Origin of the sequence: Nonomuraea sp. NPDC050556 (genome assembly GCF_044457355.1) — a bacterium.
Classification (GTDB): domain Bacteria; phylum Actinomycetota; class Actinomycetes; order Streptosporangiales; family Streptosporangiaceae; genus Nonomuraea.
Genome location: NZ_JBITGU010000003.1, coordinates 1200663 through 1224065 on the forward strand (window position 1 = coordinate 1200663; position 23403 = coordinate 1224065).

Genomic DNA, 23403 nt, shown 5'->3' on the forward strand with positions numbered 1-23403 from the left:
CAGTAGTGAGGGATGGGACAAGACGTTGACAAGGCACGATTCTCCGAAGCGGAGTTCAGCCGCTTCGGAGAACGCCTGCGCGAGCAGCTGATCCAGCTCCGCGACCTGCTCGACGAGCCCGGCTTCGGCCAGGGCCCGACGACCATCGGCGCGGAGCTGGAACTGTTCCTCGTCGACGGGAACGGCGACCCGATGCCGCGCGGCGAGGAGCTGATCGCCGAGCTGGACGACCCCAGGCTCACCCCCGAGCTGGGGCGCTACAACCTGGAGGTCAACCTCACCCCGGTGCCCCTGGAGGGCAGGCCGTTCGAGGCGCTCGGCGCGGAGATCCAGGAGACGCTCACCATGGTCGACGCCGCTGCCGCGCGCGTGGGCGGCGGCGCGCTGCCGATCGGGATCCTGCCCACGCTCGGCACCGGCGACTTCACCAGGGCGGCGATGAGCGACGAGGCCCGCTACCACGCCCTGGCCAGGGGCATGCGGCGGCTGCGGCTCGAACCGTTCATCGTCAAGATCGACGACCTGGAGCTGGAGGTCGAGCACGTCATCCTGGAAAGCGCCAACACCTCCTGGCAGGTCCACCTGCGTACCCCTCCCGACCGGTTCGCCCGGCTGTTCAACGCGGCGCAGCTCGCCATCGGGCCGGTGCTCGCCGTCAGCGGCAACTCACCGTTCTTCCTGGGCAAATCGCTCTGGGAGGAGACCAGGATCGCCCTGTTCGAGGAGGCGGCCGACGACAGGGACATCGCCAGGCTCGCCCGCAGGGACGGCCGGGTCGGCTTCGGGTCCGACTGGGTGCGCGAGGGCGCCTACGAGCTCTTCGAGCGGTACGTCGAGGACTACGACCCGGTCATGCCCATGCTCTCCGACGAGCCAGGCCTGCCGGAGCTGCGGCTGCACCAGGGCACCGTCTGGCAGTGGAACAGGCCCGTCTACGACCCGGCGGACGGCGGCCACCTGCGGATCGAGATGCGCGCCCTCCCGTCCGGCCCGACGTGCGCCGACATGGCGGCCAACACCGCGTTCCTGCTCGGGCTGACGCTCGCGCTGGGGGAGCGCGACCTGACCGAGCTGCCGTTCGCGATGGCCTACCAGAACTTCTACCGCGCAGCCATGGACGGGCTCGACGCCAAGCTCGACTGGTTCGACGGGCAGGTGCGCGCCGGGGACCTGGTGCTGAGCCTGCTGCCCTCCGCGCGCGCCGGGCTGCTGGCAGCGGGCGTCGTGCCGTCCGACGCGGACACCGCGCTGGGCGTCATCGCCGACCGGACCAGGCTGGGCCGTACGGGGGCGGTGTGGCAGCGCGAGAACCAGGGCGAGGGCCTCGTCATGCGCTACCGCGAGCTGGCGCTGTCCGGGCTCCCGGTGCACATGTGGCCCTAGGCGAACCATCTGCCCCTGTGGGCCGTCCAACTCGTTATGGTTCCTACAGACAAGACGCCTTTCACCTTACGGCGGGCCACGGGGACGCTGGCCGACGGAGCTGCCAAGCTCGCCGGGGAGATCGGCAGCACCTCGGTCGAGGCCGTCCTCGCCCAGGCCAACCGGCTCGCGGTCAAGCGGGGCGCGTCGGCCGCGATGGGCACGATGCAGCCGCGCCCCGCCGAGTGGTACGCCTTCGACCAGAAGGACAACGACACCCCGGACTGGTACCCGCAGGGCCTGACCTGCGGTGAGGACTCCGGCCAGGTCGGCGTGCCGGTGTTCGTGGCCAGCTGGTACTTCAAGCCCCTCGGGGTCGTCGAGCGCGGCATCCGGATCAGCTTCCTCAGCCCGCAGACGCTGAAGTACCAGCACGCGCTGCTCGTCGAGGCCAAGCCGGACGGCTCCTACGGCCCCATCAACATCCACGCCGGCGGCATCGCCTGGTACGGCGACCTGCTCTACGTCGCCGACACCACGCGCGGCCTGCGTGTCTTCGACATGAACCACCTGCTCGACCTGCGCACCGTGCAGAAGGACCTCGGCGACGCCAAGCTCATCGGACGGCAGGGCGGCAGGTTCAACGCCTTCGGCTACCGCTACCTGCTGCCGCAGACCGACGCGTGGAGGCTGGCGGCGTCGGGGCCGATGTTCTCGTTCGTCTCCGTCGACCGCAGCGCCTCGCCCGATCTGCTGGTGGCGGGGGAGTACCTGGAGGAGGGCTCCGCAGGGCGGATCGCCAGGTGGAGCCTGGACGACATGAGCCTCGTCGACGCGTTCGCCATGGGGCAGCGCAAGATCCAGGGCGGGATGTCGTTCAAGGGCAGGTGGTACCTCAGCCAGGCGGCCAACGCGGCGACCAACGGCAGGCTGCTGGTCGACGACGGGAGCGGCAAGGTCGCCTCCCGCCCGTTCCCGCTCGGGCCCGAGGACCTGTGCATGCAGGGCGGGCGGCTGTGGAGCGTCACCGAGTTCAGGAACAAGCGGGTGATCTTCGGGGTCAGTCTGTGAGGTGTTTCAGCAGGACCGCACGATAGCTGGCGTCGAACTCCTCGTACCGGGCACGCAGCTCGGCGCCCGGCCAGCCGTACGGCAGGAGCTCGGGCGGCAGCAGCGGGTCGGCCAGCAGGTGGCGCAGCACGGCCGCGTTGACCAGGAACCCCTCGGTCAGGCCCGACGCCTGGCCGAGCGCCTTCTCCAGCCTGCGTGCCTCGGCCGCCCAGCCGTCCAGATCCCACAACAGGGGCGTGGGATCGTCGTGCGGGCGCGCCTCGATGAGCGTGCACTGCTCGGTCACCGGATCCGGCCAGTCGATGAGCAGGTTGGCCGGGCGCATCCACGTGCCCTCGCGCAGCTCGCCCAGGCGCAGCTCGGTCATCGCCTGCCGGAGCGCGGCCCGGTCGGCCGGAGCGCGGCGCTCCGCGGTGACCACGGCCATGTCCCAGGTGCCGTCCCACCTCATGGTGTGCGGCGATCTGCTCTCGTCCTGCCTCTTCTGCCGCTCGGCCAGCCTGACCGTCAGCGTGTAGCGGCCGTCCTCCTGCAGCAGGTCGCCCGCCGCGACCATGCGTGACAGCGCGACCCTGACGGTGCCCTCGGCGATGCCGAACAGCTCGCCGATGCGCACCAGGTGGCGCGCGGCCAGCCGGGGCGGGTGGCTGCCCAGCAGGGCGCTGAGCACGGCGGAGCGGGCGGTGAGCGGCTTGAACGTATTACGGTCTTCCATCGCGTGTCCAGTATATGTAACACTCCGAGCATGGCGGACTATCTCATCGAACCGTTCGACGGCAGCGATCGCTACGCGACCGAGCGCTACCAGGGGGCCGTCGGGCGCAACTGGTGGACCGGCGATCCCACGCTGCAGCTGCTCATGCGGCGCTACCTCGGGGACGGCTACGCCTGGGCGGCACCGCACCTGGAGCGGCTCGGCGCGCTGATGGGCGGGCTGGTCGCCACCTGCGCAGAGGAGACCGACCGCAACCCGCCCCGCCTGGAGCGCTACGACCGGTGGGGGCGCGACGTCAGCCAGGTCGTCATGCCGCCCTCCTTCGAGACGGCCCGCCGGGCGCTGATGGCCGACAACTTCACCTCGCCCGGGTTCGTGGCCGACGCCGTCGCTCATGGGGCGGATCCGCGCGCACTGGGAGCGGCCTGGACGTACCTGCTCGACCAGGCCGACATCGGGATGGGCTGCGCGCTCGGCACGGGCGGCGACATGGTGGTCGGACTCGCCGAGAAGCACGCGCCGGCCGACATCCTCGAACGGGTTCGCACGATCTTCGCCAACGGCTTCTACTCCGGCGAGGCCGCTCAGATGTTCACCGAGCGGACCGGCGGCTCTGACCTGGCCGCGCTGGAGACAGCGGCCGTTCCCTCCGGCGATGCGTGGCTCCTGACCGGATTCAAGTGGTTCGCCTCCAACGCCAACGGGTCCGCCTTCGTGGTGCTGGCCCGCCTGCCGGAGGGCGACGTCAAGCCGTTCCTCGTGCTGTGGGAGCGGCGGGACGGCTCGCGCAACGGCGTCCGCATCCGGCGGCTCAAGGACAAGCTCGGCACCCGGTCGGTGGCGTCCGCCGAGGTCGAGTTCGCCTCAGCCGAGGCCTTCCTGCTGGCGGGGGAGTCCTCCGGCTCGGGGCTGGGCACCATGATGAAGCTGACCAACGCCTCCAGGCTCGGCGTCGCCATGATGGGCGTCGGCGTCGCACGCCGGTCCCTGGTCGAGGCCGTCTGCTACGCCCGCACCCGCGAGGCGTTCGGCAAGCCCCTCATCGGCCAGCCGCTGATGCGCCGGAAGCTCGCCGAGCTGATCGTCGAGGTGGAGGCGGCGCAGGCGATGGTCTTCGACGGCCTCGCGGGTCCGAAGCTCCGGCTGGCCCCTGCCCTGATCAAGCTGCGGGCGGCGAGGCTTGGTGTGACGGCGGCGAGCGACGCCATCGAGGTGCACGGCGGGAACGGGTACATCGAGCAGTGGCCCGTCGCCAGGCTGCTGCGCGACGCCCAGGTCAACCCGATCTGGGAGGGCGGGGACAACATCCTGTGCCTTGATGTGCGGCGGGCGATGCTGCGCGAGCAGGCGCACGTGCCGTTCCTGGAACGGCTGCGCGAGCTGGCCACCTCCGAGCTGGTGCTCGGGAGCGTGGACGCATTGGAGAAGGCGGTGGCCGCGTGGCAGGCCCTGGACCCGGTGACCGCCGAGGCCAGGCTTTACCCGCTGGCCCAGTTCATGGCCGACGTGTACGCGGCGGCACTGCTGGAGGACCAGGCCCGGTGGGGCCTGGACGACGGCCGCAAGGGCTTGGTCGCCCGCCTCTACGCCGAGGCCCACCTGGCCGAGCGCGGCCCGCTCCGCGGCCTCGACGCCCCGGCCGAGGACCACTTCGACGTTCTTCTGGCGGGAGCGATGCTGATCTGATCGCCTCTCGGGAGGGTCCGCGGCGTTCGCATGCATGAAGAATCACACGATCTACTCCATCTCATGCTTCACGAGGGATTTGATGCGGTGAGTTCTAGTACAATCACCGCAATTTCCTTGGTGAGGTATCGGTGGGGAGGAGCGTGCCGGAGTTCGTTCACGCCAGCGAAATCGCCGAAGTGCTGGCGACGGCATCCCAGCTGAAACCCGAGGACCTGCTGAACGCGATCAACAGTCTGCTCTCCCCGAATTCGCTCAACATCGCCTATTCACCTCTGCCGAACGCCCACTTCCTCAATATCGTGCAGGGTTGCATGGCGCTGGAGAACGGCAGGGCCGTACTGCTGCGCGCGGTCGAGTTCCACGGTAAGGGCACGACCTGGCAACGCCACGTCATCGAGCGGCTCAGCGTGGCAGAACCCCTCCTGGCGGCCGAAGAGGCGAAACGAATCGAGGAACTGCTCAGCCAGTGCGAGATCGCCGAATTGGCCACGATCTACAGCATCGTGACCGACGGCAAGCACGGCCTGTTCCCCTCCGGGCTGACCAACGCCGGCCAGGTGTTCGGCACGCTGATCGACTACAACAGCCAGCCGGGCAGGCTCGGGCCGCACCTGGCCTTCGCGGGGGCGGTCTACCGATTGCTGCTCCATCGCCCGGCAAATTCGCACGATCTGAAAGTCGTCGAAGAACTGCGCCATTGGCTGTACAACCAACGCGACCTGCTGCGCGGATACGACGACGTCGCCGCCAACGAGTTGGAGTTGCTGATCAGGCAGGCTCCGCCTTTCGAGTTTCGTACGGACCTGCCGGTGTGCCTCGTGATCAGGATCGAACAGCTGCCCGCGACTGCGGAGAGCGGCGATTCGCACCTGGTCTCGCACTGGACGCACACGGACCCGATGAGTTGGCGGCCGGTGCGCGGGAAGGATGTGGAGCTTTCCTTTGACCAGATCGCAGCCTATGTCGTCGGTCTGGCGCTGGAAACGGAGGGGGAATGGACGCCCGCCAGAGGCGGACCGCTGCTCCTCGAGTTCATGCTCTCTCCCGAACTGGTCAACCTCGCCGTGGACGAGTGGCCCAGACGCGTGAGCGCGCACCTGCCCGCGCGTCCACTCGGCGCCGATTATGAGGTGATGCTCCGCACCGACGAGCGGCTACGTCCCAGAGCCAGGATCCGGCAACTTCATGTGAGGGCAGAGCGGCTCAGCCGTGGACAGGGCGAGGTTCACGTCGTTCCCGGCGAGCCCGTCGACCTCGCCGCTGTGCACGAGACCCTCCTCCATGGGGAGAATCTGGTGGCGTGCGTGCTTTCTGCTCCTCCAGACACTGTAGAGGGGCTTGCCCAGTTGACGGCAGCTTTGGATGCTGGACTGCCGATTGTCCTATGGTGCCGCGATATTGAAGCAAATGAGGATTTTCGGGCAGCTATGGGAGAGATTCTTCGGGCGGAGCAGATTCTTTCCGTCTCGCAGAATGTTCTGCGTCTTCGCAGCTCGCGGCTCTCATACCGATGTGTTTCGCTCCTTTGGGATGATCCGCACCGTACTATCCCTGATTCTCCCAGGTTAAGATCATATTCCTGATCAAGCCTTGCGCGGGTTGGCCAAGAAGGGGATCCTTCGATAGGTAGCTCACGTATCTCTCAGCCAAGTGAGGACCATCCGCTGATGAGCGTGGAAAGACCACCTGGGGACGGAGAACTGGCGGCTATACCCAGGCGGTGGCTCATCTATCGCGGAACGGGCCGGCCGCTGCAGGACGTGTCGTTACGCAAGGTGCTTCCGCCCCCACCTCCCTGGCGCACGTTCGGAGGAGGCCCGGCGATCGATCCGCCGGCCGAGGACCTGGCCGAGCTCGATCGGCGGCTCGGCAAGGTCGAGTCCGCGCCCGTGCGCACGAGCGACCCCCAAGAGGTCATCGCGGTCAACGCGGCGCTCTGCCTGCGCCGTCCCCTGCTGGTGACCGGTCCCCCGGGCGTGGGAAAGTCGACGCTCGCGTATCAGGTCAGCCGGGAGCTCCGCCTGGGCAACGTGCTCCGCTGGCCGATCAACAGCCGGAGCACCCTGGCGTCCGGGTTGTACGAGTACGACGCGGTGGCGCGCGTGCAGGACGCCCGTGTGGCGGCTGCGGAACCGAGCATCGGCGACTACCTCCAACTCGGCCCGCTCGGTACCGCCCTGCTTCCCTACCAGCTGCCGCGCGTACTGCTCATCGACGAGTTCGACAAGTGCGACCCCGATCTCGCCAACGACCTGCTCGACGTTCTCGAAGAGGGCAGCTTCCAGCTGAATGAACTCGTCAGAGCTCGTGCCCGCGAAGCGTCCGTACAGGTGTACACCGCTGATCCGGGGCAGAAAGCGGAGGTCAGGGACGGCCGGGTCACCTGCCTGGCCTTTCCCTTCATCGTCATCACCAGCAACGGGGAGCGCGAGTTTCCCCCGGCCTTCCTGCGCAGGTGCGTCCGCCTGGAGATGCCGGAGCCCAGCGAGGATCGACTCGCGGAGCTGATCGCGGCCCATTTCGCGGGAAAGGCCGAGCCCTACACAGAACGGATCATCAGCGAGTTCCTCGGGTATCGGAGCCGACATCCGGTGGCGGCCGACCAACTGCTCAGCGCCCTCCACCTGGTCATCACGGGAGGCGAGGACTGGACGGAAGAGTCCTGGAAGCCCATGCTCGACGTGGTCCTGCGGCGGCTCGACGAGGTAGGCAAGGGGTGAGCGCGTCGGCAGGTCACCCACCATCCTGGCAGGAGACCGCCGACCTCCTCTGGCTGGCAGCCCTGGCGGCCGAGGACGATCCGACTCTCGCCGAGCAGCCTCTGCCGGACCCGCTGCCGGCAGGCACCACGGCGCAGGACCCTCGCTCGCAGAAGGAGCCCCTTCCGGACCCCACGCCCCAGCCGCAGGTTCCCAGCGAGCCAGAACCCGGATCCGACGTCCTGGTCGGCATCGGCCCGGTCCGTCAGACGCCGGGCGACGACGTTGTCGTGCATCTGTCTGAGGGGCTGCGCAGACGTTCCATGACCAAGGCGCTGCGCGCCTTCCGCCGCAGGATCATCTCCCCGTACGGCAAGGCGGAGCTGGACGAGGTCGCCACAGCGACTCGAGCAGCGGGAGACGGCCTCTGGCTCCCCGTCCTCAGCGAGCCGCGCGAGCGCATGATGGAGCTGGAGGTGGTCATCGACGACAGCCGCCTCTCCACGCTGCACCGGGGCATGGCGATCGGGTTCACGGCCGCCCTCGCGGACTCGGCGGCATTCCGCGTCATCAGAACGCACCTGCTGGACACGGACGTCAAGCACCTGCACGAGCTGGGACTACGGGCACTGGCCAGCTCACCCGGAACCGGGCGCAGGCTCATCGTGGTGCTGACCGACGGCATCGGCGACGCTTGGCACACCGGGGCAGCCCACAGGCTGCTCGCGTCATGGGGTAAGCGGAGCGCCGTCGCGGTGATCCATCTACTGCCTGCGCGGCTGTGGCGGCGTACGGGCGTCTCTCCAGAGCTCGGGCGGTTACGTACCAGCAGGCCTGCCGCTGCCGCCGCCGATTACCACTTTCCGGGTGATGAGCGCACGGTCGCCGTGCCGGTGATCGGACCTGAACCGGCTCAGGTGCGGGCATGGGCCGAGTTCGTGATGGCCACGGAGACCCGCTGGTCGGGAGCGGTGCTGCCGTGTCTGCCCGGTGCCGAGGAACTGCTGGAGCCGGTTGATTCGGACGACGTGGTATCTCCGGAGGAACGGGTTTGGCGTTTCCGGATGGGCGTCTCACCGACCGCGTTCGAGCTGGCCGTACGGCTGGCCGCCGCGCCGCTGTCCCCGTCCGTCATGCAGATGGTGCGGCGGCGACTGGTACCGGGGGCGACGACGGCCCACCTCGCAGAGGTGTTGGCCAGCGATCTGGTCAAGCAGTCGTACCCACCCGCCTCGAAACCGGCCGTGCCCTACGACTTCCTGCCGGGCGTACGCGCGGAACTGCTGCAGGCCGGGCGCCGTTCCGCCACAGCCGAGGTGCTGGTCGCCGTCGCCGATCATCTCGGGGAGGAGATCGACGAGCTACGTGCGCTGCGTGATGTGATCATCTCACCGACGAGCGCGGTCGTCCCGGACCTGCCTCCTGAGCTGGAGGCGCTGGTGGACCCGGCGCTGGAGGCGTTCGAGGCGATGGCGGGCGGCTACATCGCTCCAGCGCGACAGCTGAGAGCAGGACTTAGTGACCATCGGGGCAGGGATGCCCTGGTCACAGCGGGGAATACCTCCACTCGCGATCTCCCCCGCCCGGAGGACAGCGTGTACCCCCATGTGGTGAAGGAACCACCGACGCCGGACCCCTTTGGAGTAACGATCAAGATGAGCGATGTTCCACGCGCCCCCAAACGTGAGTCACACGAACCGACGCCGGTATGGAACGTCCCGCAGAAGAACGTCAACTTCACCGGCCGGGAGGAGATGCTGGAGCAGCTCCACGAGCGACTCTCCGCCGGCACGACGGCGGTGTTGCCCGAGGCGCTGCACGGTCTTGGCGGCGTCGGCAAATCGCAGATCGCTGTTGAGTACTGCTATCGCCATCAGGAGAAGTACGACTTGATCTGGTGGATTCCGTCGGAGCGCCTGACCATGGTCAGGCAGGCCTTCGTGGATCTGGCAGTGCACCTGGACCTCAATGTCACGGAGCCGAACGTAGCCGTTCCCGCGGTGAAGGAAGCCCTGCGGCTGGGCCGTCCCTACGCGGACTGGCTGCTCGTGTTCGACAACGCCGAGGACGTTGAAGAGATCAGGAGGTTCTTCCCCACCAACGGGCCAGGGAAGATCATGGTGACCTCGCGCTCGCGAGACTGGTTCAGTTACGCGGCGCCTCTCGAGGTGGACGTCTTCACCCGGGTCGAGAGCCGTGAACTGCTCCGGCTGCGCGGGCCGGAGTTGAGCGACACGGACGCCGACGAGATATCCAGCCGCCTCGGCGACCTGCCTCTGGCGATCGAGCAGGCGGCCGTCTGGCTCTCCGAGACAGGCATGCCGGTCTCGGAGTATCTGCAGCTCTTCGACGACCACCGCAATGAGCTGCTTCACGTCGAAGGGGCGGAGGTGCCGGTTGCCGCGGCATGGAACGTCTCTTTCGACCGGCTGAGGGAGAGCGATCCCGCCGCGCTCCAGTTGCTCCAGGTCTGCGCCTTCCTGGCGCCCGAACCCATTCCGAGGGCGTTGCTGAGCAGCAGCCGCGATCTCGAGGGACCCGCGGAGTTGCTGGAAGCGCTGCGCGATCCGATCACACTGAGCCGCACCACCCGGGCGATCAACCAGTACGCGCTGGCCAAGCTGAACCACCGTGACAACACCATCTCCCTGCACCGACTGGTCCAGCGCGTCGTCACCAGCCAGCTGTCGGAGGACGAGCGGCTGCGGCTGCGGCACTGCGGCCACCTTCTTCTGGCCAACGCCGACCCCAGGGCGCCCGGCAACCGCGCGCGATGGCCTGAGTATCACGCGCTCTTCCCGCACGTGTTCGCCTCCAAGCTGGAGGAGTGCAGCGACCCCTGGGCGAGGGGCCTGTTCCTCAACCTCATCGACTTCCTGTACCTGTGGGGCGACCACAACGGGTTCCTCGCCTTGGCACAACGGGCCTTCGACGCCTGGAACGCCCAGCTCGGGCCCACCCACGACGCCACCCTGTCAGCGGAGTTGCGGCTCGGCCGGGCCCTGCGCCTGTTCGACGATTTCCAGGGCGCCTACCGTCATCATCTCCACGCCGTCGAGGCGCTGCGCGAGCGTCTGGGGCCCGACCACGAGCGCACTCTGGAGGCGCAGGGCTATCTGGGTGCCGACCTCCGCTACCTGGGCAGGTTCAGTGCGGCTCTGGAGCTCGATCAGCGAGCATACGAGACGTTGCGCCGCCGCTTCGGTTCCGACGACCCCCTCACCCTGGAGCAGGCTCACCTTCTGGCCATCGACTACCGGCTTACCGGCGACCCGGCAAAGGCCAGAGAGCTGGACAGCGACACGCAGCGGCGCAAGGAGGAGGTCCTCGGTCCGGACAGCCTCAGCACCATCAGCAGCAGGGTCGCCCTCATCATCGATGTGATGGAGAGCGGCGACTACCTTGAGGCAAGGCGCATGCAGGAGCTGCACACCAACGAGATGCGACGCAACTATCAGAACTCGCATCCAGGAACGATGGATGCCATCGCTCAGCTGTCGGTGATGAGCAGGAAGGCGGGCCGTCAGGAGGATGCACTCAAGCTCTCAGAGGAGGCGATGTCCCTCTACAAGGCTCGTTACGGGGAGAAATATCAGACCACTGTGGCGATCACGCTCAACCACGCGATCAACCTGCGCTACATAGGGGACCTCTCCCAGTCGCTGGAACTGGGCATTCGAGCGAAGGAGCACTACGAGGAGATCTTTGGTCCAGAACATCCCAATTCGCCGACCGCCGCTGTCAACATCGCGGTCACCCTCCGCGTGATGGGCCGGCTGGAGGAGGCCAGGGACCTGGATCGCAAAGCGATGGCGGACCTCACCAGGATGCTCGGTGCAAACCACCCGAGGACACTCATCAGCGCCATCAACTACGCCAGCGACCTGTACGAACTGGGGGACTACGAGCAGGCGCTGGAACTGGACCGGCGTACCTTCGATCAGCTCATGAGCGGCCAGGGCAGCGAGCACCCGACGACTCTGGCGTGCATGTTCAACCTCAGTCTCGACCTCAAGGCAGTCGGGCAGGATGCGGAGGCCGCTGCGCTGCTGGCCGAATCCCTTGCCGGGTACCGCCGTGTGCTGGGTGAGGATCATCCCGCAATCAGGTCGAGGGCGCAGGGGAGGCGGGCCAACTGCGACATCTATCCGATCGCGGTGTGACGCGAAGAGGCGGAGATGTGACGGAGAACATGGAGTCTGCATGGCGTAAGAGCACGTGGAGTGACGGAAGCGGTGGCGGTTGTGTCAGCGTCGCCGACCTCGGGGACCATTGCGCCGTCAGGGACAGCGTGAATCCTGGCCCGTACTTCGTGGTGTCGAAACGTTCATGGCGGGCTTTTGTCGCCATGGTCAGACAAGGGGCGTTCGGGGCGCCGGTGCGCCCCGAACGGTCAGATGGAATGTGACTTTATCGAGCTCACAAAGGCCACCCACGATGCGGGGCTGAACGTGAGGTGCGGGCCGTCGGGGTCCTTGGAATCGCGGACTCCGAGGTTCGCCCCCAATTGCGCGACCTCTACGCAGGTACCGAACTCCTGCTCTGTGCTGTAGCTGCTCTTCCGCCAAACGGGCGACGTCTGCATCGCTGCACTCCTTAACCATTGCGGACCGTTACTGATCAGATACTCTATCTGCCGTCGGGCAGCGTGATCCATTGACCGTGCAATACGCGAAAAAATCCTACTTTTGTCATAAGATACGAACTATGTTGCCTATCAAGCCGAAAGTGGCGAATATTGACCTTTCTTCCGCTGTATGGGTGAAAGGCGCGGACGGGAACGGCATTGCCGACCCGGTGGAAGTCGCGTTCGTGGGTGACATCATCCTGATGCGCAACGGTGGGGATGAGGCGAGCCCCGTCCTGGTCTTCACTCAGGCGGAGTGGGATGCGTTCGTCGCGGGCACGTTGGATGGCGAGTTCGACTACTGAGCGTCATAGTTCCTGAGGGCCGCCTCCAACGCGCACACGGGAGCCGAGTCCTCGCCCTCCAATCGCTGCAGCACCCTGACCAGATCGTCGAGGCCGCTCGGGTACTGCTGGAGCAAACTGACCAAGCCGAGAAGCGCGGGCCTGGTCCGGCGGTCCTGGGGGGCCATGGCCGCAGCCCGTGGATCGACCAGGCGCAGAACGCTGTGCCGGTCTTCTGGAGTCTGCAAGGACGGCACCTGTTCCATGAGCCCGACGAGAGTCAGGGCGTCGGGGACGGAGGTCGGGCCGGACCGTGAGACCTGTTCGAGCAGTCCCCAGACGTAGGCGGCTGCGGAGAGGGCGGCCGCGGGTTGCCACGCGTCGTTCTTGTCCGCGTCGCCGTAGTCACTGATCCCGCGCACGACCAGGCACTCACGCCCGCTCAGTGCCGCACTCACGGCAACGCCGGCAGCCTCCATCTCGATGGCGAGAAGATCGTCGGCGGCCGCCAACTGATCGCGCCTCGCGGCGCTCCGCAACAACTCATCACCACTGCCGATGCGTCCATAGTGAACCCGGCAGTCGTGGTCGGACGGCGGGCGGGCGAAGGCGGGCGGTGGGTCGGTGAGCAAGCGCAGCCACGGCGCCTCGCGGCGGAACTCGGCAGCACGCACCTCGTTGACGTGCCTCAACAGTCCGGGGGAGGCAGGCTGCGGCAGCCCGCGAGAAGAACTTCCCTCGTCGGTGACGCGACGATGGCTGTAGTGGAAGACGCCGCCGCTTCCGACGACGACGTCACCGAGCAGCACTCCCCGTCCGGGCGCGCCCAGAGCGATGCCGCACATGATCACGGCGCGGACCGATGGAAAGCTGCGGACGAGGTTCGCGCAGGCATCGGCGGCCGCTGGATTGCCTGTCGTGGCCAGCGACGTCGTCACGACGCGCAAAGCGTTCAGGTCGACGACGGCGTAGAGGTTGCGGTCATGGGGCACGGGCTGGACCGGAGCCGAGCCGAGGACATGCGCCAGCGCGGCGGACTCCACGGGCAGCGCGGTGATGACACCGATCATTAGGTTGCACCCCTAGACCTGGTATGGCACGCCGGATCACGATATTGCCCTGACGCGGTCACGAGTCAAGGGAGCGCCATGCAGGAACTGATCATCGGAGTGGTGAGCTCGCTCATCGCCACTGCGCTTACGGTGGGCGCGGGCTGGTTGGGCGTCGCATGGCCGCGGCGGCTCCTGGTGAAGCTCTTGTCGCGGTTGCTCGGACTCGGCATCGCCCGGTCGTACGCCACGCAGTCGGCCGCCAACGCCGACCTGGGCGCGGACCTGCGCGCTGCCCGCTGGATCAGGGTGCTGACCGGGCGGGGAAACGAGCTGACCAGAGACAGCTTCCAGGAGGTGTGGCGAAACGAGCAGCGCCGGCTGGAGGGCATACGTGTGCTTCTCCCCGATCCCGCCGATCCCGGCGGCTGGCTGCGCAGGCGTGAGGAGGAGATGGTTCGCACCGATCCGGGGATGGAAGGCGGGCTCCTGGCCAAGCAGGTATCCGCCACTGTCGACTACATGAGGACGGTCGCCGCCGCGAACTCGAAAGTGGAACTGCGACTCCTTGACGCGCAGCACACGGCGAGGGTGATCGTCACCGATCGACTGGCATACTTCACGCCGTATCTGGCTGGTGTTCATGGTCGAAATTCCCCGTGCCTGGTGTTCTCGGCGGACAGCGCGATGTATGACTACTGCCTGCGGTTGTTCGATGGCCTCTGGGAGGTGTCAGAAAGCGTCGCCTAAGGGTTGCGGTGGTGAGTATTTCGCGCAGGATGTCAGAGAGGAGGCCCAGATGACAGTAAGAATCGAACGCGAGGGCCCTGTCACCACAGTGGTGCTCTCCCGCCCCGAGGCCCGCAACGCCGTCGACCGCAAAACAGCCGATGCCCTGTCCGATGCGTTCGCCGAGTTCGAGGCGTCGGACTCCGACGTCGCCGTGTTGTGGGGCGAAGGCGGCACGTTCTGCGCCGGAGCCGACCTCAAGCACCTCGACAATCACGTCGGCGAAGAGGGCGACGGGCCCATGGGCCCGTCGAGAATGCGTCTGTCCAAGCCGGTCATCGCCGCCGTCGCCGGACACGCCGTCGCCGGTGGCCTGGAACTTGCCCTCTGGTGCGACCTGCGCGTGGTGGAGGAGGATGCCGTGTTCGGGGTGTTCTGCCGCCGCTGGGGCGTCCCCCTGATCGACGGGGGGACCGTACGGCTCCCGCGTCTCATCGGCGCCTCCCGCGCCATGGACCTGATCCTCACCGGCCGCCCGGTCTCCGCGGCCGAGGCCCTGGCGATGGGCCTGGCCAACCGGGTCGTCCCCACCGGTACGGCACGGCAGGCAGCGGAGGCGCTCGCCCGCGAGATCGCCGCCTTCCCCCAGGCCTGCCTGCGCGGCGACCGGCTGTCGGCGCTGGAGCAGGAGGGCCTGCCGGAGCGCGACGCCATGGTCAACGAGCTGCGGCACGGCATGACCTCGCTGGGCGACGCCATGCGGGGTGCCGCCCGCTTCGCCTCAGGCGAGGGGCGGCACGGCGCGTTCAGCTGAAGATGGTGTCGCGGGTGAGGTCCAGGGCGGTCAATACGGCGCCCTGGAGGATGGCGTTGCCTCGCACCGTGCTCGGGCGGACCCGGGTAACAGCGGGAGAGCGGCTGGCGACCAGCTTCTCCACCTGATCGGCCAGCTCGTCGCCCCCCTCCTTGCCCTTCGTGCCGCCCAGCACGACCAACCCCGGGTCCAGCACGGCGATCACGGCGAAGGTGCCGCTGGCCACCCGGGAGGTCAGTTCCTCCCTCGTCAGGTCCGGGACCTGGGCGGGGTCTATCGCGCAGCAGAACGTGGTGCCGTCGATGTCCAGCAGCCCGATCTCGCCCGCCCCGCCGGATGAGCCCCTGCGCAGCCGGCCGTCCAGGACCACGGCCCCGCCCACACCGTCGTCCAGCCACAGCAGCGCGAAGTCGTCGCGGCCCTTCGCCGCGCCCTCCCGGTGTTCGGCGATCGCGGCCAGGTTGACCTCGTTCTCCAGGACGACCCGCGCGTCCAGGGCGGCGCCCACGGAGGCGGGCAGGGAGTCGGTCCAGCCTGGGACGCCGTTGCCTCCCGCGATCGTGCTGGTGTGGGGGTGGATCACGCCTGGGGCGCCCAGGACGACGGTGTTCACGGCCCGGCCCGAGGACGCCTCGCGTACCGCGGCGGCGATCGTCCCGGCGAGGTCGGGGGAGGGGCCGCGGGTGGCGGTGCCGATCGTGGCGCCGGTCAGGTCGGCGACGGTGACGGTCAGGCCGGTCCTGCGGATGTCCACCCCGGCCACGTGGGCGCGCCCCGCCACCACGCCGTAGAGCCGCGCGTTGGGTCCGCGCCGGTCCTCGCCGTACTCCCCGCGCGCCTCCACCAGCCCCGCCGCCTGCAGCCGCTCCAGCAGGTCGGCCACCGTCGGCCGGGACAGTCCTGTGTGTTCGCGCAGCTGGGGGGCGGTGAGAGCGCCGTGTTCCAGCAGCAGGTCGAGGGCGAGCCGATCGTTGATCGCACGGGCCATGGCCGGGGTCGCGGTCTTCACGGGAACCATAATAATCAGGAAGCCTCCCTAATAGGTCTTTTCATCAGGAAGCCTGCCTGTTAATTTATCGGCCGTGACACCTCATCGCTCCATCGCGCTCGTCTTCGCCCTCCACGGTGCCGTGGCGGGCAGCCTGTCCACCCGCATCCCCTGGCTGCAGGACCACCTCGCCCTGACCCCGGCGGTCCTCGGCCTCGTGCTGCTCTGCCAGCCGATCGGCGCCTTCATCGCCATGCCCATGGCCAGCCGCCTGGCCTACCGCATCGGCGGGCGCAGGACGACGCGCGTCCTGATCGTCGTGTGGTGCGCGATCCTGGCCCTTCCCGCGCTCGCTCCGGCGCCGATCGCGCTGTTCGCCGTTTTCGTCCTGTACGGCATGGCCGCGGGAACCAGCGACGTCGTCATGAACTCCCAGGGCGTCCTGCTCGAACGCCGCATGGGCCGCTCGATCATCGCCGGGCTGCACGGCATGTGGTGTGTGGGCAGCCTGGCGGCGGGCGGCATCGGCGTGCTGGCCGCGCAGGCCGGGGTCGACGCCCGCCTGCACCTCTCCGTGATGGCCGTCGTCCTGACCGGCATAGCCGTAATGGCCGGACGAGGGCTGGCGGAGGACGCGACAGGGACGAACGAGGTCAAGCCGCGCAGGTTCGCCCTCCCGTCCAAGGCGATCCTCGCGGTCGGCCTCGTCGGCTTCTGCGGCACCTTCGCCGAGGGCGCCTCGTCCAACTGGGCGGCCGTCTACGTCACCAAGGTGGCCTCGGCCGGTCCCGGCGTCGCGGCGGCGACCTTCACCGTCTTCATGCTGTGCATGGCCGTGACCCGCCTGGTCGGCGACTGGTTCGTACGGCGGGCCGGTGCGGTCGCCGTGGTCAGGACCGGCGGAGCCGTCGCCGCGGGAGGCGGCGTCCTGGTGGTGCTCGGCCGTACGCCGTGGGTGTGCATGGCCGGGTTCGCGCTGATCGGCGTCGGGGTGGCGGTGATCGTGCCGCTGGTTTTCGCCGCGGCGGGCCGCGCGGGCACCACCCCGGGCGAGGGCGTCGCCGGGGTGGCGACGATCACGTACCTGTCCGGGCTGATCGCGCCCGCGGTCACCGGATGGGCCGCGGGCGCGCTCTCCTACCAGGCCGCGTTCGCGATGATCACCGGCGTCGTGGTGGTCATGGTGCTGCTGGCGGGCGCCCTGCGGCCCAAGGTCGTCGCCGAGGAGAGGGAGCTGGTCAGCGTTGGGTCTGCGGGTTGAACTCGGTGAGCTTGGCCGTGGACAGCGGCAGTCCGGTCAGCTTGAGCACGTCGAGGCCCATGAACATGTCGTTGGAGTAGATGTAGCCGTTGTAGAAGTACGCCGACCAGGAGCCGCCGAACTCGTCGGGAGTGACGGTCGGGGCGTGGTCGCGGGTGAAGTACGCGATCTCCTTGGCGTGCGCCGGGTCGGTGAAGTCGATCACCGACACCCCGGCCTCGTACCACCCCTGCACCATGATGTCCCGGCCCTCCACCGGCAGCAGCGAGCCGTTGTGGGCACTGCACATCTTGGGCGCGAGCGCCGCCCGCGGAATCTTGAAATATCCCTCAAGGCGGAGCTTGTCGCTCTTGATGGTGTAGACGCCGTTCGCGCCCCAGGTGTCCTTGGACGACGGGTCGCACACGATCGACTGCCCGCCGCCGAACTCGTCGGAGAAGACCACCTTGGACCCGTCCTTGCTGAACACCGCCGAGTGCCAGTAGCCGAAGTGCTTGGGGTCCTGCACCCGGTCGAGCACCTTGGGCGCCACCGGATCGGAGACGTCCAGCAGCAGCCCGTCGCCCAGGCACGAGGCGGCCGCCCGCTTCGTGGCCGCGTGCACGGTCACGTCGTGGCAGCCGCCCACGATGACGCCGTCGGCCGACGGGCTAGGGCCGCCCTCCATCACGATCGGGTTCGCCGCGATGGTGGCCTTGGCCGGGTCGGCGACCGGCACCTTGACCACGACCATCTTGCCCTTCTGCGTCTCCTTGCACTCCGTGCTGCCCGACCGTCCGGGGGCGGAGGTGGCGAACAGGTAGACGTTGGCCGGGTCGTCGGAGGGGATCAGCGTGGCGGTGTGCGAGCCGCACGGCACCGCGAGCGCGCCGACGAAGGCGGGGTTGCGCTTGTCGGTGATGTCGAAGATCCGCAGGCCCTCCCAGACGCCGCCCATCGCGTTGAGCTTGCTCTGGCACGACGGCCCGTCCATGCGCAGGTCGACGGAGAGGAAGAGCAGGTTGCCGCTCACCGTCACGTCGTTCTGCGGCCCCGGGCAGTAGACCTGGCTCACGATCGACGGGTGCGACGGCTCGGAGATGTCGTAGACGATGAAGCCGTCGTAGTTGCCGCCGATGGCGTAGTCGCCGGTGAAGGCCAGGTCGGAGCTGATGGCCCCCTCGGTGTTGAACGGCGCCGTCCTCGGCACGCTCGCCACCTGGGTGAGGTTGTCGCTGTGGTCGATGGACGCGTCGTATTGCTTGATGGCGTCCGGTGGGATCGCCGCGCCCTCAGGAGTGGGCGCCGATGAAACGGCCGACGGTTTCACCGCCACCTGAGGAGGTGGTGAAGCCGTACAGGCCGTGACTAAGAGAACCCCGATGAGCCAGCCCCGTCGCACGCTAACCCCGTTCGTCGTAGATTTTCCCCAGGATGAACCGTAACGTGCGCATTGCCGCGGTGATAGTGCTCTTCGCAGCAGGTTGTACGGCGCAGCCGCCCACCACAGGCGTGGTTCCCACGGGCGGCCCGCCGGTCATCGTGCCCGGCGAGCCCGGAGCCCGCGCCGCCACCGCCACCCCGGGCCAGAAGCTCGCCCCCGACCGCGCGCCGAACGCCGCCGACGTGCGCTTCGCCGAGGAGATGATCACCCATCACCGGGCCGCGCTGGCGATGGCCGCCCTGGTCGCGGGCCGTACGACGAGGCCGGAGATCGTCGCGGCCGCGGCCAGGATCAAGGCCTCGCAGGAGGCGGAGATCTCCTGGCTGACGTCGTGGCTGCAGAAGCTGGGCAGGCAGCCGCCGCACGACCACGTCCACGAGAGCAGGCTCGAGGAAGCCAGGGACAAGGCGTTCGACCGGCTCTTCCTCACCGAGATGATCGCCCACCACGAGCAGGCGCTGGCGATGGCCGCTCAGGTGCTCGGCGCGGGCAGCGATCCGGGGATCACCCGCCTGGCCACGGACATCGAAGCAGGACAGGCAGCCGAGATCGCCAGGATGCGGGACATTCTTCGCACGGCATGATCGGAAATATGGTGGAATCGGGGCGTGACTGAGGAGCGGGCACCCGCAGGCATCGACCCCACCGTGCCGAGCGCCGCACGCATCTACGACTACTGGCTCGGCGGCAAGGACAACTTCGAGTCCGACCGCCAGGCCGCAGAGGCCATCCTGGAGATGAGCAGGCAGGTCGGCTATGACGTCAGGCAGGCGACCTGGGCCAACCGCGCCTTCCTCGGCCGCGTGGTGCGCCAGCTCGCGGCCGCGGGCGTGCGCCAGTTCCTCGACATCGGCACCGGGCTGCCCACCAGGGAGAACGTGCACCAGATCGTCAGGGCGTCCGTGCCGGGCGGCCGGGTGGCCTACGTGGACAACGATCCGATCGTCCTCGTTCACGCGCGTGCGCTGCTGGCCGACGCCGAGGACACGATCGTGGTCGAGGGCGACCTGCGCGAGCCGCGGGCGATCCTCGACCACCCCCGCATCCGCGCCCACCTGGACTTCGACGAGCCCGTGGCCATCCTGGTCCTGGCCATCCTGCACTTCTTCCGCGACGACGACCGGGTCGCCGCCATCCTGGGCACGCTGCGCGACGCGCTGCCCGAGGGCGGGTACCTGGCGGTCTCGCACGCCTACACGAGCTACTCCGAGGACGAGATGGTGGCCGAGAGCCGCCGCATCTACAACAGGACGGCGGCCGGAGACCTCGAACTGCGCGGCCCGGACCGGGTCGCCGGGCTCGTCACCGGTCTGGAACTGCTGGAGCCCGGCGTGCTGCCGGTCGAGCTGTGGCGCCCCGGCGACGACTACGCCGGCGACGCCGAGCACAGCGGCTACGTCGGCGGCGTGTGGCGCAAGGTCAGTTCTCCAGGGGCTTGAGCTCCCTGACGAAGTCGTCGACGAAGCCGGGCGACGGGTGCGTCTGCCGTACGACGAACTTGGTCAGCCCCTCGTCCACGTAGCGGCCGATCAGGTCGCGGGCGGCGGCCCAATCGCGGGCGACGAGGGCGGCCGGGTCGGCGTCCGGGCGGCGCCGCGCGATCGCGGCGGCCAGCTCGGCCGACGGCTCGCCCACGGCGATGCTCATCCCGTAGTGATCCTCTTCAATGGCCCGGCCGAAGCGCGAGGCGTGCCCGGCGATGGTACGGCGGGCCGTACCAGCCTCGGCCGGAGTGAGGAAGGACGCGAGCCAGCCGTCGCCGAAGCGCCCGACGCGGGCCAGCGCGGCAGGGCCTGAGCCGCCCAGCCACACGTCCAGCCGCGCGGGACCGATCGAGGCGTCGGCGACGCTGAAGTACTCGCCCTTGAACGTCACCCGGTCGCGTTCCAGCAGCAGCCGCAGCAGCTCCATCGACTCGTCGAACACCGCGCCGCGCGGGCCGGGCACCGGGAAGGCCTCCCGCTCGCGCGGCCGGGCGGGCGACAGGCCGAAGGCGGGCAGGACCCGCTTGGGCGCCAGCGCGGCCAGCGAGACGAGCTGCTTGGCCACGTGCACCGGGTGGCGTCCCGGCAGGATGGCGACGCCGGTGCCCACCTTTAGCCGGGTGGTGCGGGCCAGCGCGTAGGCCATGCCGACGAACGGGTCGACGGCCGGGCCGTAGAGGATCTCGGAGAGCCAGAGGGAGTCGACGCCCGCGGCCTCAGCCTGATCGACAAGGGTGACGAAGTCGCCGGGTGGGGGAGCGATCCCGATCCGTACCTTCATGTCACCATAAGAACATGCCGGAGATCGAGGTCGACGGGCGGGAAGTCCGCATCACCAACCCCGACAAGGTGGTGTTCCCGCGCAGCGGCCACACCAAGCTCGACCTGATCCGCTACTACCAGGCGGTCGGCGACGGCGCGCTGCGCGGCGTGCTGGGCAGGCCGATGGTGCTCAAGCGGTTCGTCAAGGGCATCGAGGAGGAGGCGTTCTTCCAGAAGCGCGCCCCCTCCAAGCGCCCCGACTGGATCGAGGTGGCCGAGCTGCGCTACCGCTCCGGCCGCAGCGCCGACGAGGTCGTGCCGCGAGACCTGGCCGCCGTGCTCTGGAGCGTCAACCTGGGCTGCGTCGACCTCAACCCGCACCCGGTGCGCGCCGAGGACCTCGGACACCCCGACGAGCTGCGCATCGACCTCGACCCGATCCCCGGCGTGCCGTGGGAGGAGACGCTGATGACCGCGCAGGTCTCCCGCGAGGTGCTGAACGACTTCGGGCTGACCGCGTGGCCGAAGACGTCGGGCTCGCGCGGCTTCCACGTCTACGCCCGCATCGAGCCGCGCTGGACGTTCGCCGAGGTGCGCAGGGCGGCAGAGGCGGTGGCCAGGGAGGTCGAGCGGCGCGCCCCCGACATCGCGACCAGCAGGTGGTGGAAGGAGCAGCGGCACGGCGTCTTCGTCGACTACAACCAGAACGCCTACGACCGCACCGTCGCCTCCGCCTACTCCGTCAGGCCGCTCGCGGACGCCCGTGTGTCCACCCCGCTGACCTGGGACGAGGTCGCGACCTGCGACCCGGCCGCCTTCACCATCGACACCGTGCCCAAGCGGTTCGCCGACAGGGGCGACCCGTGGGAGGACATGGACCTGCACGAGGGCTCCATCGAGCAGCTCCTCGAACTCGCCGAGACCCAGGGCCCCGCGCCGGAACGGCAGGAGCTGCCGCTCATCGAGATCGCCCGCGCCCAGCACAAGGCCGAGGCGCTGGAGGGGCTGGAACGCTGGAAGGCCCGCCACCCGGAGGTGGCGGGCCTGCTGGAACCGGCCGACGTACTGGTCGACGGGATGCGGGGACGCAGCAGCGTCTGGTACCGGATCAGGGTCAACCTCCAGCACGTCCCCGAGGCGGAGCGCCCCGCTCAGGAGGAGCTCGAGGTGGACTACAACCCCTGGCCGACCGGGTAGTTCGCGCGCAGCACCCCGCGCGGGTCGCGCGCCCGCTTGAGCTCGCGCAGCCTGGCGAGCGTCTCGCCGGAGAAGGCGGAAGCGGCGTTGTCGCCGGGCGCCAGGAAGGTGTACGGCCTGCGCCCGGTGGTGTGCGGCACCAGCGTGTCGCCCAGCGAGCGCAGCTTCTCCGGCACGCCGGGCAGCGGGATGCCGAACAGGTAGATGGAGTACGGCTCCGCCAGGTTCCCCGCCGCGCTGTCCGCCTCCCGGGCCAGCGCGCCGCCCAGGTGCCTGATCTGCACGCTGAGCAGCGGCGCGATCGGCTCGGCCAGCAGCAGCTCGGCCACGTCGTCGTCCAGCGCGGTCAGCAGCTCGGCCCTGGCGAGGCCGGGCGACGGGTCGGTGGGCTCTGCGGCGATGGTGCCCAGGTCGGCCACCTGGAGGGGGCCCCTGGAGTCGGAGATGGCGCCGCTGATCTTGTCGAAGGGGGCGAGCAGGTCGCCAGGGTCCTCGCCCAGGTAGGTGGAGTCGACGGCGACGAACGCCGGGCTGCCGGGGAACTGCAGCAGGTCGAACCACACGGTCAGCTCGTCGGGTGCGGTCGCGGTGACCTCGCGGTAGGCGGCGAGGACCTCGGGGGCCCGGTCAGCGGGCCACATGATCCGCCCGCCGTACAGGTGGGGCGCGGGGTGCAGGTCGAACTCGATCGCGGTCACCACGGCGAAGTCGCCGCCCGCGCCGCGCAGCGCCCAGAACAGGTCGGGGTCGGACTCCGCGTCCACGGTGCGCTGCACGCCCTCGGCGTCCACGATGTCGAAGGAGCGCACGCTGTTGGCGGCCAGGCCGTACTTGCGTGAGAACCAGCTCAGCCCGCCACCCAGCGTGTAACCGGTCACGCTGACCACGGGGGAGCTTCCTGCCAGTCCGGTCAGCCCGTGCGGGCCGGCGGCGGCCAGCACGTCGCCCCACTTCACGCCCGCGCCCACCCGGGCCACTCGCTCCCCTGGCCGGATCTCCAGCTCGGTCAGCCCGTCGGTGCGCAGCAGGAGCAGCCCCTCGCTGTCGCCGCTGGCGCCGTGCCCGCTCGCCTGCGCCGTGATCGTCAACCCGTTCAGCCTCGCGTAGCTCACCGCGGCAGCCACGTCGTCGGCGCTCTCCGCCAGGACCACGGCCGCGACGGGCTGGTGCACGGCGAGGTTCCAGGGGCGGGTGGCCTCGTCGAAACCGTCGGTGCCGGGGAGGAGGATGTTCTTCAGTTCGTTCATGA

Annotated in this window: 21 protein-coding genes; 14 read left to right on the forward strand and 7 right to left on the reverse strand. The window is 69.0% G+C overall.

Annotation, left to right across the window (positions count from 1 at the left end; all coding sequences use genetic code 11):
* Positions 1-12 precede the first annotated feature (12 nt).
* Both ACIBG8_RS34605 and ACIBG8_RS34610 read left to right on the forward strand, forming a co-directional pair.
* On the forward strand, positions 13-1383 hold the full coding sequence (locus ACIBG8_RS34605; RefSeq protein WP_397347296.1) for a glutamate--cysteine ligase: 1371 nt from the start codon (positions 13-15) through the stop codon (positions 1381-1383).
* Positions 1384-1419: 36 nt separating this feature from the next.
* On the forward strand, positions 1420-2433 hold the full coding sequence (locus ACIBG8_RS34610) for a hypothetical protein (RefSeq protein WP_397347297.1): 1014 nt from the start codon (positions 1420-1422) through the stop codon (positions 2431-2433).
* Here ACIBG8_RS34610 and ACIBG8_RS34615 read toward each other — a convergent pair.
* The gene (locus tag ACIBG8_RS34615; protein ID WP_397347298.1) at positions 2423-3148 is read right to left on the reverse strand and encodes a PaaX family transcriptional regulator C-terminal domain-containing protein; all 726 of its coding nucleotides are present in this window, start codon (positions 3146-3148) and stop codon (positions 2423-2425) included. The genes ACIBG8_RS34610 and ACIBG8_RS34615 overlap by 11 nt on opposite strands.
* Before the next feature lie 30 nt (positions 3149-3178).
* Here ACIBG8_RS34615 and ACIBG8_RS34620 point away from each other — a divergent pair, with 30 nt between their 5' ends.
* From ACIBG8_RS34620 to ACIBG8_RS34640, 5 genes are all read left to right on the forward strand, one after another.
* Positions 3179-4834 carry an acyl-CoA dehydrogenase family protein gene (locus ACIBG8_RS34620; RefSeq protein WP_397347299.1) on the forward strand — a complete coding sequence of 552 codons (1656 nt, stop codon included), beginning with the start codon at positions 3179-3181 and terminating at the stop codon, positions 4832-4834.
* Positions 4835-4977: 143 nt separating this feature from the next.
* Complete coding sequence (locus ACIBG8_RS34625) at positions 4978-6420, forward strand: hypothetical protein (RefSeq protein WP_397347300.1); 1443 nt, start codon at positions 4978-4980, stop codon at positions 6418-6420.
* Between the two features lie 177 nt (positions 6421-6597).
* Positions 6598-7557: an AAA family ATPase gene (locus ACIBG8_RS34630; protein ID WP_397347301.1), complete on the forward strand. Its 960-nt coding sequence runs from the start codon at positions 6598-6600 to the stop codon at positions 7555-7557.
* Positions 7554-11699 (forward strand): FxSxx-COOH system tetratricopeptide repeat protein, encoded by a 4146-nt coding sequence (gene fxsT, locus ACIBG8_RS34635; protein WP_397347302.1) that lies wholly within the window; start codon positions 7554-7556, stop codon positions 11697-11699. The genes ACIBG8_RS34630 and fxsT overlap by 4 nt, the downstream gene beginning before the upstream one ends.
* A 29-nt stretch (positions 11700-11728) precedes the next feature.
* A complete protein-coding gene (locus ACIBG8_RS34640) occupies positions 11729-11944 on the forward strand; it encodes a DUF397 domain-containing protein (protein ID WP_397347825.1) in 216 nt (71 codons plus the stop codon).
* Here the strand turns inward: ACIBG8_RS34640 and ACIBG8_RS34645 are convergent.
* On the reverse strand, positions 11930-12193 hold the full coding sequence (locus tag ACIBG8_RS34645) for a DUF397 domain-containing protein (protein WP_397347303.1): 264 nt from the start codon (positions 12191-12193) through the stop codon (positions 11930-11932). The two genes, ACIBG8_RS34640 and ACIBG8_RS34645, sit on opposite strands and share 15 nt — an antisense overlap.
* 50 nt (positions 12194-12243) lie before the next feature.
* Between ACIBG8_RS34645 and ACIBG8_RS34650 the strand changes: the two genes are divergently transcribed.
* A complete protein-coding gene (locus ACIBG8_RS34650) occupies positions 12244-12468 on the forward strand; it encodes a DUF397 domain-containing protein (protein WP_397347305.1) in 225 nt (74 codons plus the stop codon).
* Here ACIBG8_RS34650 and ACIBG8_RS34655 read toward each other — a convergent pair.
* Positions 12462-13517, reverse strand: a complete 1056-nt coding sequence (locus tag ACIBG8_RS34655; protein ID WP_397347306.1) for a hypothetical protein — start codon at positions 13515-13517, stop codon at positions 12462-12464. The two genes, ACIBG8_RS34650 and ACIBG8_RS34655, sit on opposite strands and share 7 nt — an antisense overlap.
* Positions 13518-13595: 78 nt before the next feature.
* Here ACIBG8_RS34655 and ACIBG8_RS34660 point away from each other — a divergent pair, with 78 nt between their 5' ends.
* Both ACIBG8_RS34660 and ACIBG8_RS34665 read left to right on the forward strand, forming a co-directional pair.
* A complete protein-coding gene (locus ACIBG8_RS34660) occupies positions 13596-14246 on the forward strand; it encodes a hypothetical protein (RefSeq protein WP_397347307.1) in 651 nt (216 codons plus the stop codon).
* A gap of 49 nt (positions 14247-14295) precedes the next feature.
* Positions 14296-15039 (forward strand): crotonase/enoyl-CoA hydratase family protein, encoded by a 744-nt coding sequence (locus ACIBG8_RS34665; RefSeq protein ID WP_397347308.1) that lies wholly within the window; start codon positions 14296-14298, stop codon positions 15037-15039.
* On the opposite strand, the gene ACIBG8_RS34670 is transcribed toward ACIBG8_RS34665, so the two are convergent.
* Entirely contained in the window at positions 15032-16048 is a 1017-nt protein-coding gene (locus ACIBG8_RS34670) for an ROK family transcriptional regulator (protein ID WP_397347309.1), read from the reverse strand. The two genes, ACIBG8_RS34665 and ACIBG8_RS34670, sit on opposite strands and share 8 nt — an antisense overlap.
* Before the next feature lie 73 nt (positions 16049-16121).
* Here ACIBG8_RS34670 and ACIBG8_RS34675 point away from each other — a divergent pair, with 73 nt between their 5' ends.
* Positions 16122-17288, forward strand: a complete 1167-nt coding sequence (locus ACIBG8_RS34675) for an MFS transporter (RefSeq protein WP_397347310.1) — start codon at positions 16122-16124, stop codon at positions 17286-17288.
* Here ACIBG8_RS34675 and ACIBG8_RS34680 read toward each other — a convergent pair.
* Positions 17266-18603 (reverse strand): LVIVD repeat-containing protein, encoded by a 1338-nt coding sequence (locus ACIBG8_RS34680; RefSeq protein ID WP_397347311.1) that lies wholly within the window; start codon positions 18601-18603, stop codon positions 17266-17268. The two genes, ACIBG8_RS34675 and ACIBG8_RS34680, sit on opposite strands and share 23 nt — an antisense overlap.
* Before the next feature lie 98 nt (positions 18604-18701).
* Between ACIBG8_RS34680 and ACIBG8_RS34685 the strand changes: the two genes are divergently transcribed.
* Entirely contained in the window at positions 18702-19295 is a 594-nt protein-coding gene (locus ACIBG8_RS34685; RefSeq protein WP_397347312.1) for a DUF305 domain-containing protein, read from the forward strand.
* Positions 19296-19319: 24 nt separating this feature from the next.
* Positions 19320-20150: an SAM-dependent methyltransferase gene (locus ACIBG8_RS34690; RefSeq protein WP_397347313.1), complete on the forward strand. Its 831-nt coding sequence runs from the start codon at positions 19320-19322 to the stop codon at positions 20148-20150.
* On the opposite strand, the gene ACIBG8_RS34695 is transcribed toward ACIBG8_RS34690, so the two are convergent.
* Complete coding sequence (locus tag ACIBG8_RS34695; RefSeq protein ID WP_397347314.1) at positions 20131-20976, reverse strand: TIGR03854 family LLM class F420-dependent oxidoreductase; 846 nt, start codon at positions 20974-20976, stop codon at positions 20131-20133. The genes ACIBG8_RS34690 and ACIBG8_RS34695 overlap by 20 nt on opposite strands.
* A gap of 14 nt (positions 20977-20990) precedes the next feature.
* Here ACIBG8_RS34695 and ligD point away from each other — a divergent pair, with 14 nt between their 5' ends.
* Entirely contained in the window at positions 20991-22154 is a 1164-nt protein-coding gene (ligD, locus tag ACIBG8_RS34700) for a non-homologous end-joining DNA ligase (RefSeq protein ID WP_397347315.1), read from the forward strand.
* On the opposite strand, the gene ACIBG8_RS34705 is transcribed toward ligD, so the two are convergent.
* Positions 22130-23401, reverse strand: coding sequence for an FAD-binding oxidoreductase (locus ACIBG8_RS34705; RefSeq protein WP_397347316.1), 1272 nt, complete (start codon positions 23399-23401; stop codon positions 22130-22132). The genes ligD and ACIBG8_RS34705 overlap by 25 nt on opposite strands.
* Positions 23402-23403: the final 2 nt, after the last annotated feature.

Coding starts and splice junctions, on each gene's coding strand:
- ACIBG8_RS34605 (WP_397347296.1), top strand. CDS start 13: ATGGGACAAGACGTTGACAAGGCACGATTCTCCGAAGCGGAGTTCAGC.
- ACIBG8_RS34610 (WP_397347297.1), top strand. CDS start 1,420: ATGGTTCCTACAGACAAGACGCCTTTCACCTTACGGCGGGCCACGGGG.
- ACIBG8_RS34615 (WP_397347298.1), bottom strand. CDS start 3,148: ATGGAAGACCGTAATACGTTCAAGCCGCTCACCGCCCGCTCCGCCGTG.
- ACIBG8_RS34620 (WP_397347299.1), top strand. CDS start 3,179: ATGGCGGACTATCTCATCGAACCGTTCGACGGCAGCGATCGCTACGCG.
- ACIBG8_RS34640 (WP_397347825.1), top strand. CDS start 11,729: ATGGAGTCTGCATGGCGTAAGAGCACGTGGAGTGACGGAAGCGGTGGC.
- ACIBG8_RS34645 (WP_397347303.1), bottom strand. CDS start 12,193: ATGGATCACGCTGCCCGACGGCAGATAGAGTATCTGATCAGTAACGGT.
- ACIBG8_RS34650 (WP_397347305.1), top strand. CDS start 12,244: ATGTTGCCTATCAAGCCGAAAGTGGCGAATATTGACCTTTCTTCCGCT.
- ACIBG8_RS34655 (WP_397347306.1), bottom strand. CDS start 13,517: ATGATCGGTGTCATCACCGCGCTGCCCGTGGAGTCCGCCGCGCTGGCG.
- ACIBG8_RS34660 (WP_397347307.1), top strand. CDS start 13,596: ATGCAGGAACTGATCATCGGAGTGGTGAGCTCGCTCATCGCCACTGCG.
- ACIBG8_RS34665 (WP_397347308.1), top strand. CDS start 14,296: ATGACAGTAAGAATCGAACGCGAGGGCCCTGTCACCACAGTGGTGCTC.
- ACIBG8_RS34685 (WP_397347312.1), top strand. CDS start 18,702: ATGAACCGTAACGTGCGCATTGCCGCGGTGATAGTGCTCTTCGCAGCA.
- ACIBG8_RS34695 (WP_397347314.1), bottom strand. CDS start 20,976: ATGAAGGTACGGATCGGGATCGCTCCCCCACCCGGCGACTTCGTCACC.
- ligD (WP_397347315.1), top strand. CDS start 20,991: ATGCCGGAGATCGAGGTCGACGGGCGGGAAGTCCGCATCACCAACCCC.
- ACIBG8_RS34705 (WP_397347316.1), bottom strand. CDS start 23,401: ATGAACGAACTGAAGAACATCCTCCTCCCCGGCACCGACGGTTTCGAC.